Source organism: Staphylococcus sp. EG-SA-14, assembly GCF_017151935.1.
Lineage (GTDB): Bacteria > Bacillota > Bacilli > Staphylococcales > Staphylococcaceae > Staphylococcus > Staphylococcus aureus.
In genome coordinates this window covers 231160-246426 of record NZ_JACVZM010000002.1, presented here as the reverse complement: position 1 = coordinate 246426, position 15267 = coordinate 231160, and the positions used below count along the sequence as shown (strand labels likewise).

Below are 15267 nucleotides of genomic sequence, written 5' to 3'. Positions count from 1 at the left end.
TTTGGCTATGGAATTAGTAAATTGCCATACCTTTTATATCCGTTTGTAAAAATTACAGATGCATATGTTAATCCAGAAATGGGCTGGACATTAGTGATTGTCTTTATTTTAGGTTTACTTTTATTACTTCCATCGTTAATATTATTATTAAGATTATTTGTTTTCGACAAAGAATATGTTGAAGGAAAGAAATCATAAGTTGAGACGATACCCCAACTTTCATTTACTTGCATTACTGCATTTAGATAATTTAGTTGGGGTACTCATTTATAATAATTTTAAATTTATATTTTCAATGAATTGATGAAAATCATTTAATGGAGGGCGAGTATGGGTAAAGAATATGTAGTCATCGGTCTAGGTCGTTTTGGAGGTAGTATCGTTCGTGAGTTGAATGCATTAGACATGGATGTAATGGCCATCGACCATGATGAAAATAGAGTGAATGAATATAGTGATATCGCTACTCATGCGGTTGTTGCAGACACTACAGATGAAGCAGTTATGAAAAGTTTAGGTATCCGTAACTTTGATCATGTCATTGTGGCAATTGGTGAAAATATTCAATCAAGTACGTTGACGACTTTAATTTTAAAAGAGTTAGGTGTAAAAAAAGTAACTGCTAAAGCACAAAATGATTATCATGCAAAGATTTTAAATAAAATTGGAGCAGATACGGTTGTGCACCCTGAGCGTGATATGGGTAGACGTATTGCGCATAATGTTGCGAGTGCAAGTGTACTTGATTATCTTGAGTTGGCAGACGAGCATTCTATTGTAGAATTGAAAGCAACTGAAAAGATGGCGGGGCAGTCTATCATTGATTTAGATATAAGAGCACAATATGGAATTAACATTATTGCAATTAAACGAGGCAAAGAGTTCATCATTTCACCAAATCCAAATATTAATTTAGAAATAGGTGATATTTTAATCATGATTGGACATGATAATGATTTAAATCGCTTTGAAAAAAATATTGCGACGAGATAATCGGGAGTGGGACAGAAATGATATTTTCTCAAAATTTATTTCGTCGTCCCACCCCAACTTACATTGTCTGTAGAAATTGGGAATCCAATTTCTCTTTGTTGGGGCCCACACCCCAACTCGCATTGCCTGTAGAATTTCTTTTCGAAATTCTCTATGTTGGGGCCCCTGACTAGAATTGAAAAAAGCTTGTTACAAGCGCATTTTCGTTCAGTCAACTACTGCCAATATAACTTTGTAGAGCATTGAACATTGATTTATGTCTCAAGCTCATCATATATAAAGAAAAAGCTACTAACAATGGGTGGTGAGTTTAATTAAAACTTCACTTCAAAGTTAGTAGCTTTTTGATTATTTATTGTTTGATTCTTTTTGTTCGTTTACCTTCATAATGACTGGTAAAATCATTGGTTTTCTAGCTGTTTTTTCAAATAAATAAGGTTGTAATGTTTCAATGATAGAAGATTTAATCTGATGCCATTGAATATCTTTATTTTGATTTAACTTACTAATAACATCAGTTTTGATTTTGCGTTGTGCATCATAAATTAATTGACCTGATTCCCTCATATATACAAATCCTCGAGAAATAATGTCTGGACCAGAAAGTAATTTATTTGTATTAAAATCAATACTAACAACAACGATAACTAAACCTTCTTCAGATAATAGCTTACGGTCTCTTATTACAACATTACCGATATCACCGATACCACTACCATCAACAAGTACATTACCAGATGGAATGCGACCAGCTTTACGTGCTGAATCGTGTGTTAAAGCTAAGACATCTCCAATATCAAAGATGAAGACATTATCTTCTTCAACGCCGCATTCAACACCAGTCTCACCATGTGCTTTTAACATACGGTATTCACCATGAATAGGTAAGAAATATTTCGGCTTGATTAATCGAAGCATTAATTGTTGATCACCTTGAGAACCATGCCCTGAAGTATGGATGTTAGAAATCTTGCTATGGATAACATCTGCACCAGCTTTATACAAGGAATTAATAGTTCTGTTAATACTTTTTGTATTACCTGGGATAGGTGATGAACTAAATACAACGGTATCTTCAGGTATAATTTTAATTTGCTTATGAGTACCATTAGCAATTCTAGATAATGCTGCCATTGGTTCACCTTGTGAACCAGTACATAGTATCAATAACTCATGCTTCGGTACGGTATTAATTTTATTAGGTTCAATAAATGTTTCAGGTGGTGCTTTAATATAACCAAGTTCCATACCTATTTTAATATTGTTTTCCATCGAACGACCGAACGTAACAATTTTACGGTTATTTTTGATAGCAGCTTCAACTGCTTGTTGAACTCGGTAAATATTAGAAGCGAAGGTAGCAAATATAATACGACCTTTACAATTACGGAAGATCTTATCTACGTTTTGACCAACTTCACGTTCGCTTAAAGTAAAATCAGGCACAAGTGAATTTGTTGAGTCTGAAAGTAAACATAGAACGCCTTCTTCGCCTAATTGAGCCATTTTAGCAATGTTTGCTGGTTTGCCTACAGGTGTAAAATCAAATTTAAAGTCACCGGTATGAACTACTTTTCCTTCAGGTGTATCTACGATGACGCCATAAGTTTCAGGAATACTATGCGTAGTTAAGTAGAAAGAAATCGTAAAGTGCTTAGATTTAATCACACTGTCCTCATTGATTTCATTTAGTTTAGCAGTACGTAATAAATGATGTTCTTCAAGTTTATTACGGATTAAACCTAATGCTAAAGGACCACCATAAATAGGTATATTAAGTTGTTTTAATAGGAAGGGCACACCGCCTATATGGTCTTCGTGACCATGTGTTATAAATAGGCCAACAATTTTATCTTGGTTTTGAACTAGATATGTGTAGTCAGGTATAACATAATCAATCCCTAATAAGTTATCATCAGGGAATTTGATACCTGCATCGATAATGACAATTTCGTCTTTATACTCAACTGCATAAGTATTTTTACCGATTTCACCTAGACCTCCAAGTGCATATACACCTACTTCATTTGGATGTAATTGTTTCATTATTTAGCAATCTCCACATTAAAGTGTTCTGAGTTTTCTTTTTCGTAATCTAAATGTGCGCCCTCTAATTTAGTGATAAATTCGATATTAAAATTACGATCTTTCAAGTAACGACGTACTTGTTCTTCTGTTTGAGCTTCAACATAAAGTGATTGTGTATTTTCACGCACAATTACCTCGTCTCTGTTATGTTGATAAAAAACTTTAAATACTGCCATGTTAAAAATTCCTCCTAAGAATGTTTGTTTAATTTATTGTTAACCCTAGTAAAATCGTATTGGAGTATATATCGATAAATTCATTCCAATCATCTCTATAATTTAACTTAATAACGATTTGGTTAATAACTAGGTTCATCATGTCGTTCATTTTAAAAAATTAGTGAAATAACACTAAAATTTCAGTTAAATCTTATTTTACATGATGAATGATAATAAATAAAGCAGTTTATCTCACTAGAAATCTAAGTATTTCGAATAAATGTGCAGTTCTATTTATTAAAATAAATGTAGGGATTATAAATTAATGTTAAGAAAGAATTAAAGGATTTTATATGAAACGGTAAAATTTAAATGAGGGGATAAAAAGTTTGGTAGAAAGGTGAATATATTTAACTGTTGTTTATTCGAAAAAGTTGTACAATAAAAAGCTTAGGACATCATATTTATCCTAAGCTTTGATAATTAGTAAAAATGTGCTTTAAACTTCTACAGCATCTGTATGTGGTTGTAATGGGTGATCTTTGTCAATGTGATCATAGAACATTACACCATTTAAATGGTCAATTTCATGTTGGAAAACAATTGCTGGATATCCTTTTAGACGTAATTGTATATCATTACCTTCAATGTCTTTGGCTTTAATTGTAATTCTATTATGACGGTGAACTAGACCAGCAACATTATCATCGACACTAAGGCAACCTTCACCAGTTGGTAAATAAGCTTCTTGAACGCTATGACTTACAATTTTTGGGTTCACAAGCATATAGTCATAAGATTTGCCACTGCCATCATCTGGTATTAAAACAGCAATCATACGTTTAGAAATATTAATTTGAGGTGCAGCCAAACCAACGCCTGAACGTAAACCATATCGTTTCGCGATTTCCTCATCTTGACTATTTACTAAAAACTCTCTCATGGCGATTAATGTTTCTTTTTCTTCTTTAGTTAATGGTAATTCTAACTCAGCTGCTTTTTGACGCAAAGTTGGATGACCATCTCTAATGATGTCTTTCATTGTTAACATATATTGCACCTTCCTTATTTTAATTTGTTTTAGTTGAATGACAGTAAAAAGGTTGTTAAGATACTCATACATTTTTATGTGTAAATATCTACAAAGTTAACCAACTACTGCCAATGTTTATTTTAGATAGTATATGTAAATTTTCAGATATGCTAATTGCTTAAAAAATGATTAAAGTGTTGGTTTCAAGCAATGATACTTTAGAAATTTATTTATCATCTTGACTTTAAAAATTATATTATAAATGACGTAACTGTCAACAGATATACTTAGTAATGAAGATGTGTAATGTAATTGTTTAAAATTGATTTCCAAGCAGATTTTATTTATCATTTAATTTAAATAGCAAGTGGAGGTACAAGTAATGAAATTTGGAAAAACAATCGCAGTAGTATTAGCATCTAGTGTCTTGCTTGCAGGATGTACTACGGATAAAAAAGAAATTAAGGCATATTTAAAGCAAGTGGATAAAATTAAAGATGATGAAGAACCAATTAAAACTGTTGGTAAGAAAATTGCTGAATTAGATGAGAAAAAGAAAAAATTAACTGAAGATGTCAATAGTAAAGATACAGCAGTTCGCGGTAAAGCAGTAAAAGACTTAATTAAAAATGCCGATGATCGTCTAAAGGAATTTGAAAAAGAAGAAGACGCAATTAAGAAGTCTGAACAAGACTTTAAGAAAGCAAAAAGTCACGTTGATAACATTGATAATGATGTTAAACGTAAAGAAGTAAAACAATTAGATGATGTATTAAAAGAAAAATATAAGTTACACAGTGATTACGCGAAAGCATATAAAAAGGCTGTAAACTCAGAGAAAACATTATTTAAATATTTAAATCAAAATGACGCGACACAACAAGGTGTTAACGAAAAATCAAAAGCAATAGAACAGAACTATAAAAAGTTAAAAGAAGTATCAGATAAGTATACGAAAGTACTAAATAAGGTTGGTAAAGAAAAGCAAGACGTTGATCAATTTAAATAATTAATATAATACAGATGGTAGGAAACAACTAATACAGTTCCTATTATCTGTATCTTTTTTTATTAAAACAGAACTTTTTCAAATGGTTTAACAGTCCCATTTATTTGTGGTACAATTAGTAAGGATAAAATGAATTTCTATACAATTATGGGAAAGGTATGGTGAATTGAATGGCTCCTAAGTTACAAGCCCAATTCGATGCAGTAAAAGTTTTAAATGATACTCAATCGAAATTTGAAATGGTTCAAATTTTGGATGAGAATGGTAACGTCGTAAATGAAGACTTAGTACCTGATCTTACGGATGAACAATTAGTGGAATTAATGGAAAGAATGGTATGGACTCGTATCCTTGATCAACGTTCTATCTCATTAAACAGACAAGGACGTTTAGGTTTCTATGCACCAACTGCTGGTCAAGAAGCATCACAATTAGCGTCACAATACGCTTTAGAAAAAGAAGATTACATTTTACCGGGATACAGAGATGTTCCTCAAATTATTTGGCATGGTTTACCATTAACTGAAGCTTTCTTATTCTCAAGAGGTCACTTCAAAGGAAATCAATTCCCTGAAGGCGTTAATGCATTAAGCCCACAAATTATTATCGGTGCACAATACATTCAAGCTGCTGGTGTTGCATTTGCACTTAAAAAACGTGGTAAAAATGCAGTTGCAATCACTTACACTGGTGACGGTGGTTCTTCACAAGGTGATTTCTACGAAGGTATTAACTTTGCAGCAGCTTATAAAGCACCTGCAATTTTCGTTATTCAAAACAATAACTATGCAATTTCAACACCAAGAAGCAAGCAAACTGCTGCTGAAACATTAGCTCAAAAAGCAATTGCTGTAGGTATTCCTGGTATCCAAGTTGATGGTATGGATGCGTTAGCTGTATATCAAGCAACTAAAGAAGCACGTGACCGCGCAGTTGCAGGTGAAGGTCCAACATTAATTGAAACTATGACATATCGTTATGGTCCTCATACAATGGCTGGTGACGATCCAACTCGTTACAGAACTTCAGACGAAGATGCTGAATGGGAGAAAAAAGACCCATTAGTACGTTTCCGTAAATTCCTTGAAAACAAAGGTTTATGGAATGAAGACAAAGAAAATGAAGTTATTGAACGTGCAAAAGCTGATATTAAAGCAGCAATTAAAGAGGCTGATAACACTGAAAAACAAACTGTTACTTCTCTAATGGAAATTATGTATGAAGATATGCCTCAAAACTTAGCAGAACAATATGAAATTTACAAAGAGAAGGAGTCGAAGTAAGCCATGGCACAAATGACAATGGTTCAAGCGATTAATGATGCGCTTAAAACTGAACTTAAAAATGACCAAGATGTTTTAATTTTTGGTGAAGACGTTGGTGTTAACGGCGGTGTTTTCCGTGTTACTGAAGGACTACAAAAAGAATTTGGTGAAGATAGAGTATTCGATACACCTTTAGCTGAATCAGGTATTGGTGGTTTAGCGATGGGTCTTGCAGTTGAAGGATTCCGTCCGGTTATGGAAGTACAATTCTTAGGTTTCGTATTCGAAGTATTTGATGCGATTGCTGGACAAATTGCACGTACTCGTTTCCGTTCAGGCGGTACTAAAACTGCACCTGTAACAATTCGTAGCCCATTTGGTGGTGGCGTACACACACCAGAATTACACGCAGATAACTTAGAAGGTATTTTAGCTCAATCTCCAGGTCTAAAGGTTGTTATTCCTTCAGGCCCATACGATGCGAAAGGTTTATTAATTTCTTCTATTAGAAGTAATGACCCAGTCGTATACTTAGAGCATATGAAATTGTATCGTTCATTCCGTGAAGAAGTACCTGAAGAAGAATATACAATTGACATTGGTAAGGCTAATGTGAAAAAAGAAGGTAATGACATTTCAATCATCACATACGGTGCAATGGTTCAAGAATCAATGAAAGCTGCAGAAGAACTTGAAAAAGATGGTTATTCTGTTGAAGTAATTGACTTACGTACTGTTCAACCAATCGATGTTGACACAATTGTAGCTTCAGTTGAAAAAACTGGTCGTGCAGTTGTAGTTCAAGAAGCACAACGTCAAGCTGGTGTTGGTGCAGCAGTTGTAGCTGAATTAAGTGAACGTGCAATCCTTTCATTAGAAGCACCTATTGGAAGAGTTGCAGCAGCAGATACAATTTATCCATTCACTCAAGCTGAAAATGTTTGGTTACCAAACAAAAATGACATCATCGAAAAAGCAAAAGAAACTTTAGAATTTTAATACATTTTAAAAGTTAACGAAGTTAGCGTATTTTAGTCTCATTGATTAAAATGAAATGTTTAATTTACGAAATCTTAGGAGGGCAAAAACGTGGCATTTGAATTTAGATTACCCGATATCGGGGAAGGTATCCACGAAGGTGAAATTGTAAAATGGTTTGTTAAAGCTGGAGATACTATTGAAGAAGACGATGTTTTAGCTGAGGTACAAAACGATAAATCAGTAGTAGAAATCCCATCACCAGTATCTGGTACTGTAGAAGAAGTTATGGTAGAAGAAGGTACAGTAGCTGTAGTTGGTGACGTTATTGTTAAAATCGATGCACCTGATGCAGAAGATATGCAATTTAAAGGTCATGATGATGATTCATCATCTAAAGAAGAACCTGCGAAAGAGGAAGCGCCAGCAGAGCAAGCACCTGTAGCTACTCAAACTGAAGAAGTAGATGAAAACAGAACTGTTAAAGCAATGCCTTCAGTACGTAAATACGCACGTGAAAAAGGTGTTAACATTAAAGCAGTTTCTGGATCTGGTAAAAATGGTCGTATTACAAAAGAAGATGTAGATGCATACTTAAATGGTGGTGCACCAACAGCTTCAAATGAATCAGCTGCTTCAGCTACAAGTGAAGAAGTTGCTGAAACTCCTGCAGCACCTGCAGCAGTAACATTAGAAGGCGACTTCCCAGAAACAACTGAAAAAATCCCTGCTATGCGTAGAGCAATTGCGAAAGCAATGGTTAACTCTAAGCATACTGCACCTCATGTAACATTAATGGATGAAATTGATGTTCAAGCATTATGGGATCACCGTAAGAAATTTAAAGAAATCGCAGCTGAACAAGGTACTAAGTTAACATTCTTACCTTATGTTGTTAAAGCACTTGTTTCTGCATTGAAAAAATACCCAGCACTTAACACTTCATTCAATGAAGAAGCTGGTGAAATCGTTCATAAACATTACTGGAATATCGGTATTGCAGCAGACACTGATAGAGGATTATTAGTACCTGTTGTTAAACATGCTGATCGTAAGTCTATTTTCCAAATTTCAGATGAAATTAATGAATTAGCTGTTAAAGCACGTGATGGTAAATTAACAGCCGATGAAATGAAAGGTGCAACATGCACAATCAGTAATATCGGTTCAGCTGGTGGACAATGGTTCACTCCAGTTATCAATCACCCAGAAGTAGCAATCTTAGGAATTGGCCGTATTGCTCAAAAACCTATCGTTAAAGATGGAGAAATTGTTGCAGCACCAGTATTAGCATTATCATTAAGCTTTGACCACAGACAAATTGATGGTGCAACTGGCCAAAATGCAATGAATCACATTAAACGTTTATTAAATAATCCAGAATTATTATTAATGGAGGGGTAAAACATGGTAGTTGGAGATTTCCCAATTGAAACAGATACTATAGTAATCGGAGCAGGTCCTGGTGGATACGTTGCAGCAATTCGTGCAGCTCAATTAGGACAAAAAGTAACAATCGTTGAGAAAGGTAATCTTGGTGGTGTTTGCTTAAACGTAGGATGTATTCCTTCAAAAGCATTACTACATGCTTCTCACCGTTTTGTTGAAGCACAACATTCTGAAAACTTAGGTGTTATTGCTGAAAGTGTTTCTTTAAACTTCCAAAAAGTTCAAGAATTCAAATCATCAGTTGTTAATAAATTAACTGGTGGTGTTGAAGGCTTACTTAAAGGTAACAAAGTTAACATCGTTAAAGGTGAAGCATATTTCGTAGATAACAATAGCTTACGTGTTATGGACGAAAAGAGCGCACAAACATACAACTTTAAAAATGCAATCATTGCAACAGGTTCAAGACCAATTGAAATTCCTAATTTCAAATTCGGTAAACGTGTTATCGACTCAACAGGTGCTTTAAACTTACAAGAAGTACCAGGTAAATTAGTTGTAGTTGGTGGAGGATACATTGGATCAGAATTAGGTACAGCATTTGCTAACTTTGGTTCAGAAGTAACCATCCTTGAAGGTGCTAAAGATATCTTAGGTGGCTTCGAAAAACAAATGACACAACCTGTTAAAAAAGGTATGAAAGAAAAAGGTGTTGAAATCGTTACTGAAGCTATGGCTAAATCAGCTGAAGAAACAGATAACGGAGTTAAAGTTACTTATGAAGCTAAAGGCGAAGAGAAAACAATCGAAGCTGATTATGTATTAGTAACTGTAGGTCGTCGTCCAAACACAGACGAATTAGGCCTAGAAGAATTAGGTGTTAAATTCGCTGACCGTGGATTATTAGAAGTTGATAAACAAAGCCGTACGTCTATCAGCAATATCTATGCAATTGGTGATATCGTTCCAGGTTTACCACTTGCTCACAAAGCTAGCTATGAAGCTAAAGTTGCTGCTGAAGCAATTGATGGTCAAGCTGCTGAAGTTGATTACATTGGTATGCCAGCAGTATGCTTTACTGAACCAGAATTAGCTACAGTTGGTTATTCAGAAGCGCAAGCTAAAGAAGAAGGTTTAGCAATTAAAGCTTCTAAATTCCCATATGCAGCAAATGGTCGTGCATTATCATTAGATGATACTAACGGATTTGTTAAACTTATTACACTTAAAGAAGATGATACTTTAATCGGTGCTCAAGTAGTTGGTACTGGTGCATCAGATATTATCTCTGAATTAGGTTTAGCAATTGAAGCTGGTATGAATGCTGAAGATATCGCATTAACAATCCATGCACATCCAACATTAGGTGAGATGACTATGGAAGCAGCAGAAAAAGCTATCGGATACCCAATCCATACAATGTAATAACTGATTATCTATAAAGATCAGTCATTAAAAGCTGTAGCATATGCTACGGCTTTTTTGTTTTAGGTAAAGTAATGTAAGGAAATTGATTTGAGATATCGTTAACATGTGACATGCATGTTATACTAGCGATGCTAACAAAAGAATTGAAATGGAGGGTTCAACAATGGAATATGAGTATCCAATTGATTTAGACTGGAGTAATGAAGAGATGATTTCAGTGATAAATTTCTTTAATCATGTAGAGAAGTATTATGAATCCGGCGTGACGGCAGGCGACTTTATGGGTGCATATAAAAGATTTAAAGAAATTGTGCCTGCTAAAGCAGAGGAAAAACAAATTTTTAATACTTTCGAAAAAAGTAGTGGCTATAATAGTTACAAAGCAGTTCAAGATGTAAAAACTCACTCTGAAGAACAAAGAGTAACAGCTGAAAAATAATTCGTTCGAAATTAACACAATTTAATAGGAATTTTTCTTTAAAACTATTGCTAATAAAGCTATATTTTGATACCTTTATCAAGTGTTAAACAAAATGTTTGATAAAAGTAAACTTAATATAGCTTTTTTAGGTGGAAAAATAAATGAACATAGGTAATAAAATTAAAAATCTTAGAAGAATTAAAAATTTAACGCAAGAAGAACTTGCTGAACGTACAGACTTATCGAAAGGCTACATTTCACAAATAGAAAGTGAACATGCCTCACCAAGTATGGAAACTTTCTTAAATATTATAGAGGTGTTAGGAACGACGCCAAGTGAATTTTTTAAAGACAGTGAAAATGAAAAAGTATTATACAAGAAGGAAGAACAAGTTATTTATGATGAGTATGATGAAGGTTATATATTAAATTGGTTAGTTTCAAAGTCAAATGAATATGATATGGAGCCATTAATATTAACTTTAAAGCCTGGAGCATCATATAAAAATTTTAATCCATCAGAGTCTGATACGTTTATTTATTGTATGTCAGGTCAGATAACACTTAATTTAGGCAAAGAGATATATCAAGCACAAGAAGAAGACGTTTTGTATTTTAAAGCACGAGATAATCATCGTTTGTCAAACGAATCAAACAATGAAACACGAATACTTATTGTAGCGACAGCTTCATATTTATAGGGGGGATCTTATTTGGAACCGTTATTATCATTAAAATCAGTTAGTAAAAGCTATGATGATCTTAATATCTTAGATGACATAGATATTGATATTGAATCAGGATACTTTTATACATTATTAGGTCCTTCAGGTTGTGGTAAAACAACAATTTTAAAATTAATTGCAGGGTTTGAATATCCTGACAGTGGTGAAGTGATTTATCAAAACAAACCAATTGGTAATTTACCGCCAAATAAACGTAAAGTGAATACAGTCTTTCAAGATTATGCATTATTTCCACACTTAAACGTCTATGATAATATCGCTTTCGGTTTGAAATTAAAAAAATTATCAAAAACCGAAATTGATCAAAAAGTAACTGAGGCATTAAAATTAGTTAAGCTTTCAGGTTATGAAAAAAGGAATATTAATGAAATGAGTGGCGGACAAAAGCAACGTGTTGCAATTGCACGTGCTATCGTAAATGAACCAGAAATATTATTGTTAGATGAATCTTTATCCGCATTAGATTTGAAATTGCGTACTGAAATGCAATATGAATTACGAGAATTGCAATCTAGATTAGGTATTACATTTATATTTGTAACACATGATCAAGAAGAAGCGTTAGCATTAAGTGACTTTCTTTTTGTATTAAAAGATGGGAAAATTCAACAATTTGGCACACCAACAGATATATATGACGAACCAGTGAATCGATTTGTAGCTGATTTTATTGGAGAATCTAATATTGTTGAAGGACGCATGGTTAGAGATTATGTCGTGAATATTTATGGGCAAGATTTCGAATGTGTCGATATGGGTATTCCTGAAAATAAAAAAGTAGAAGTCGTTATTCGACCAGAAGATATATCATTAATCAAAGCTGAAGAAGGATTATTTAAAGCAACTGTTGATTCTATGTTATTTAGAGGGGTCCACTATGAAATATGTTGTATAGACAATAAAGGTTATGAATGGGTAATACAAACGACTAAAAAAGCTGAAGTAGGCAGTGAAGTTGGTCTTTATTTTGATCCTGAAGCCATTCATATTATGGTTCCTGGAGAAACAGAAGAAGAATTTGATAAACGTATTGAAAGCTATGAGGAAGTAGACAATGCGTAATACTAATAAATTTCTCTTAATCCCGTATTTACTATGGATGGTTATATTTATTATTGTACCAGTTGTATTACTCATTTATTTTTCATTTTTAGATATCAATGGACATTTTAGTTTCACGAATTATCAACAAATTTTTACTACAAAATATTTGAAAATGTTTGCATATTCAATTTTATATGCCGCTTTAATAACAATTATTACCTTGACTATCAGTTATCCAGCTGCCTATTATATTACTCGTTCGAAATTTCAAAATATCTTATTAATGATAATGATTATTCCAACATGGATAAATTTATTGTTAAAGACATATGCTTTTATAGGTTTATTAAGTCATGATGGCGTGATTAATCAATTTTTCCACTTATTTAATTTACCATCATTCAATTTGTTATTTACAACTGGTGCGTTTTTAGTAGTAGCAAGTTATATTTATATACCATTTATGATTTTACCTATATTTAATAGCATGAAAGCAATTCCTAATAATTTATTGCAGGCCTCAAGTGATTTAGGTGCCAGTCCTTTCTATACTTTTAGAAAAGTAATCATGCCGTTAACAAAAGAAGGTGTTATGACTGGGATTCAAGTAACCTTTATTCCATCACTTTCATTATTTATGATTACAAGATTAATTGCAGGTAATAAAGTCATAAATATAGGTACGGCAATAGAGGAACAATTTTTAACAATTCAAAATTATGGTATGGGATCAACTATAGCTATATTCTTAATTGTATTTATGGCATTCATTTTAATCATTACAAAATCATCTAATGGGAGAGGGTGAATCATATGAAATGGTATGGAAAGCTGTATATCGGGATACTTTTAGCGATTTTATACATCCCAATATTCTTTTTAATGTTCTATTCATTCAATTCGGCTGGTAATATGATTCACTTTGAACATTTTACATTAGAGCATTATCAATCATTATTTCAAAATGATCATTTAATGTCGGTCATTTTTAATACGATAGCTGTAGCACTTTTAGCAGCCTCAATTTCTACAGTTATTGGTACATTTGGTGCCATTGCTATTTATTATTTAAGAAATAAAAAGTTTAAAGTAACTTTACTAACATTGAATAATGTCTTGATGGTATCATCCGACGTTGTCATAGGTGCATCATTCTTAATTATGTTTACAACGATTGGCCATTTTACTGGTCTTGGTTTAGGATTTTGGACAGTTCTAATATCTCATATTGCATTTTGCATACCTATAGTTGTGATTATCGTCTTACCACAACTGTATGAAATGAATAATAATATGTTAAATGCTGCAAGAGATTTAGGAGCGACTGAACCACAATTATTAAGCAACATTATTATTCCTAATATTTTACCTTCTATTATAGGAGGTTTCTTTATGGCTTTAACTTATTCACTAGACGATTTCACAGTAAGTTTCTTCGTTACTGGTAATGGCTTTAGTGTGTTATCAGTTGAAGTTTATGCTATGGCGAGAAAAGGAATTAGTATGGAAATTAATGCGATTTCAACATTATTGTTTGCTGTTATTGTATTAGGAATACTAGGATATTATTTGATTCAATACGTGATAAATAAGAAAAAACTAATCAAGCGAGGTGTAAAATAATGAAACGTTTTTTACAACTCATTATAGGTGCATTAGTTGTGGGTATGCTTTGTCTTACTTTAAGTCATTGGTTTAAATCTAAAGAACAAGTGCATACAAATCAAAAAATTTACGTATACAATTGGGGCGAATATATTGATCCAGAGTTAATTAAGAAATTTGAAAAAGAAACTGGCATTCAAGTCGTTTATGAAACTTTCGATTCAAATGAAGCGATGGAAGCCAAAATTCGCAATGGCGGTACACATTATGATGTTGCTTTTCCTAGTGAATATACAGTTCAAAAATTGAAAAGAGATCATTTATTGTTACCAATAGATCATAATAAGGTACCTAATATTAAAAATTTAGATTCAGATTATATGAATATGTCATTTGATAAAGGCAATAAATATTCTTTACCTTATTTCTTTGGAACTGTAGGTATTTTATATAATAAAGAAAAGTATCCAAATGAATCATTTGATAGTTGGAAGTCATTGTATAATCCTAAATTTAAAAACCAAATTTTACTAGTTGACGGTGCTAGAGAGATTATAGGCATGAGTTTGAATAAACTTGGGTATAATCTTAATGACCGTAATTCGCACCATTTAAAAGAAGCAGAGCGAGATTTAACCAAACTAGCACCACAAGTAAGAGGTGTCGTAGGTGATGAAATTACCATGATGCTTCAACAAAATGAAGGTAACATAGCGGTTGTTTGGAGTGGTGTTGCAGCACCTCTAGTGCAAGAAGGGGATAAATATAATTATGTTATTCCTAAAGAAGGGTCGAATTTATGGTTCGACAATATGGTAATTCCAAAAACGGCACAAAATAAAGAGGGTGCATATAAATTTATGAATTTTTTATTAGATGCTAAAAATAACAAGCAAAATACAGAATTCGTAGGCTATGCAACGCCAAACAAGGCTGCTCGACAATTGTTGCCTAAAGAGATTAAAGACGACCATCGTTTTTATCCGACTAAGAAAGAGCAAGAACGCCTTGAAGTTTATAAAGATTTAGGACCTGAAGTTTTAAGTGAATACAATGAAAACTTTTTGAATTTCAAAATGTCATTAAAATAAAATCATAAATAGTAGTTAT

General features: G+C 33.0%; 16 protein-coding genes and 1 pseudogene. 13 read left to right on the top strand and 4 right to left on the bottom strand.

Going from position 1 to position 15267, the window contains the following annotated elements:
* Positions 1 to 198: pseudogene (locus IDG63_RS03445) on the top strand (cytochrome d ubiquinol oxidase subunit II); the annotation flags it as partial.
* Between the two features lie 132 nt (positions 199 to 330).
* Positions 331 to 993: a potassium channel family protein gene (locus tag IDG63_RS03440; RefSeq protein WP_000514290.1), complete on the top strand. Its 663-nt coding sequence runs from the start codon at positions 331 to 333 to the stop codon at positions 991 to 993.
* Positions 994 to 1341: 348 nt separating this feature from the next.
* Here the strand turns inward: IDG63_RS03440 and rnjA are convergent, their stop codons facing one another.
* The 4 genes from rnjA to def form a co-directional block, all read right to left on the bottom strand.
* Entirely contained in the window at positions 1342 to 3039 is a 1698-nt protein-coding gene (rnjA, locus tag IDG63_RS03435) for a ribonuclease J1 (RefSeq protein ID WP_000811375.1), read from the bottom strand.
* The gene (locus IDG63_RS03430; RefSeq protein ID WP_000257888.1) at positions 3039 to 3257 is read right to left on the bottom strand and encodes a DNA-dependent RNA polymerase subunit epsilon; all 219 of its coding nucleotides are present in this window, start codon (positions 3255 to 3257) and stop codon (positions 3039 to 3041) included. The genes rnjA and IDG63_RS03430 overlap by 1 nt, the downstream gene beginning before the upstream one ends.
* 28 nt (positions 3258 to 3285) lie before the next feature.
* Entirely contained in the window at positions 3286 to 3408 is a 123-nt protein-coding gene (locus tag IDG63_RS03425) for a hypothetical protein (RefSeq protein WP_001792047.1), read from the bottom strand.
* Between the two features lie 330 nt (positions 3409 to 3738).
* Positions 3739 to 4290 (bottom strand): peptide deformylase, encoded by a 552-nt coding sequence (def, locus tag IDG63_RS03420; RefSeq protein WP_000957036.1) that lies wholly within the window; start codon positions 4288 to 4290, stop codon positions 3739 to 3741.
* 364 nt (positions 4291 to 4654) lie between these two features.
* Between def and IDG63_RS03415 the strand changes: the two genes are divergently transcribed.
* The 11 genes from IDG63_RS03415 (at position 4655) to IDG63_RS03365 (ending at position 15248) form a co-directional block, all read left to right on the top strand.
* Positions 4655 to 5281 (top strand): YkyA family protein, encoded by a 627-nt coding sequence (locus tag IDG63_RS03415; protein WP_000668339.1) that lies wholly within the window; start codon positions 4655 to 4657, stop codon positions 5279 to 5281.
* A gap of 170 nt (positions 5282 to 5451) precedes the next feature.
* Entirely contained in the window at positions 5452 to 6564 is a 1113-nt protein-coding gene (pdhA, locus tag IDG63_RS03410; RefSeq protein WP_000035320.1) for a pyruvate dehydrogenase (acetyl-transferring) E1 component subunit alpha, read from the top strand.
* 3 nt (positions 6565 to 6567) lie between these two features.
* A complete protein-coding gene (locus IDG63_RS03405) occupies positions 6568 to 7545 on the top strand; it encodes an alpha-ketoacid dehydrogenase subunit beta (protein ID WP_000068176.1) in 978 nt (325 codons plus the stop codon).
* A 90-nt stretch (positions 7546 to 7635) separates the two neighbouring features.
* Positions 7636 to 8928, top strand: a complete 1293-nt coding sequence (locus IDG63_RS03400) for a dihydrolipoamide acetyltransferase family protein (RefSeq protein ID WP_000863440.1) — start codon at positions 7636 to 7638, stop codon at positions 8926 to 8928.
* 3 nt (positions 8929 to 8931) lie between these two features.
* The gene (gene lpdA / locus IDG63_RS03395) at positions 8932 to 10338 is read left to right on the top strand and encodes a dihydrolipoyl dehydrogenase (RefSeq protein WP_000260117.1); all 1407 of its coding nucleotides are present in this window, start codon (positions 8932 to 8934) and stop codon (positions 10336 to 10338) included.
* Between the two features lie 166 nt (positions 10339 to 10504).
* Entirely contained in the window at positions 10505 to 10780 is a 276-nt protein-coding gene (locus tag IDG63_RS03390; protein ID WP_000455596.1) for a UPF0223 family protein, read from the top strand.
* Positions 10781 to 10923: 143 nt separating this feature from the next.
* Positions 10924 to 11463 carry a helix-turn-helix domain-containing protein gene (locus tag IDG63_RS03385; RefSeq protein WP_001020625.1) on the top strand — a complete coding sequence of 180 codons (540 nt, stop codon included), beginning with the start codon at positions 10924 to 10926 and terminating at the stop codon, positions 11461 to 11463.
* A 12-nt stretch (positions 11464 to 11475) separates the two neighbouring features.
* Positions 11476 to 12570: an ABC transporter ATP-binding protein gene (locus tag IDG63_RS03380; protein WP_000433551.1), complete on the top strand. Its 1095-nt coding sequence runs from the start codon at positions 11476 to 11478 to the stop codon at positions 12568 to 12570.
* Positions 12563 to 13360, top strand: coding sequence for an ABC transporter permease (locus IDG63_RS03375; protein ID WP_001246559.1), 798 nt, complete (start codon positions 12563 to 12565; stop codon positions 13358 to 13360). The genes IDG63_RS03380 and IDG63_RS03375 overlap by 8 nt, the downstream gene beginning before the upstream one ends.
* A 5-nt stretch (positions 13361 to 13365) precedes the next feature.
* Positions 13366 to 14175 (top strand): ABC transporter permease, encoded by an 810-nt coding sequence (locus IDG63_RS03370; protein ID WP_000872390.1) that lies wholly within the window; start codon positions 13366 to 13368, stop codon positions 14173 to 14175.
* Positions 14175 to 15248: an ABC transporter substrate-binding protein gene (locus tag IDG63_RS03365; protein WP_000819684.1), complete on the top strand. Its 1074-nt coding sequence runs from the start codon at positions 14175 to 14177 to the stop codon at positions 15246 to 15248. The genes IDG63_RS03370 and IDG63_RS03365 overlap by 1 nt, the downstream gene beginning before the upstream one ends.
* The last annotated feature ends 19 nt before the right edge of the window (positions 15249 to 15267 follow it).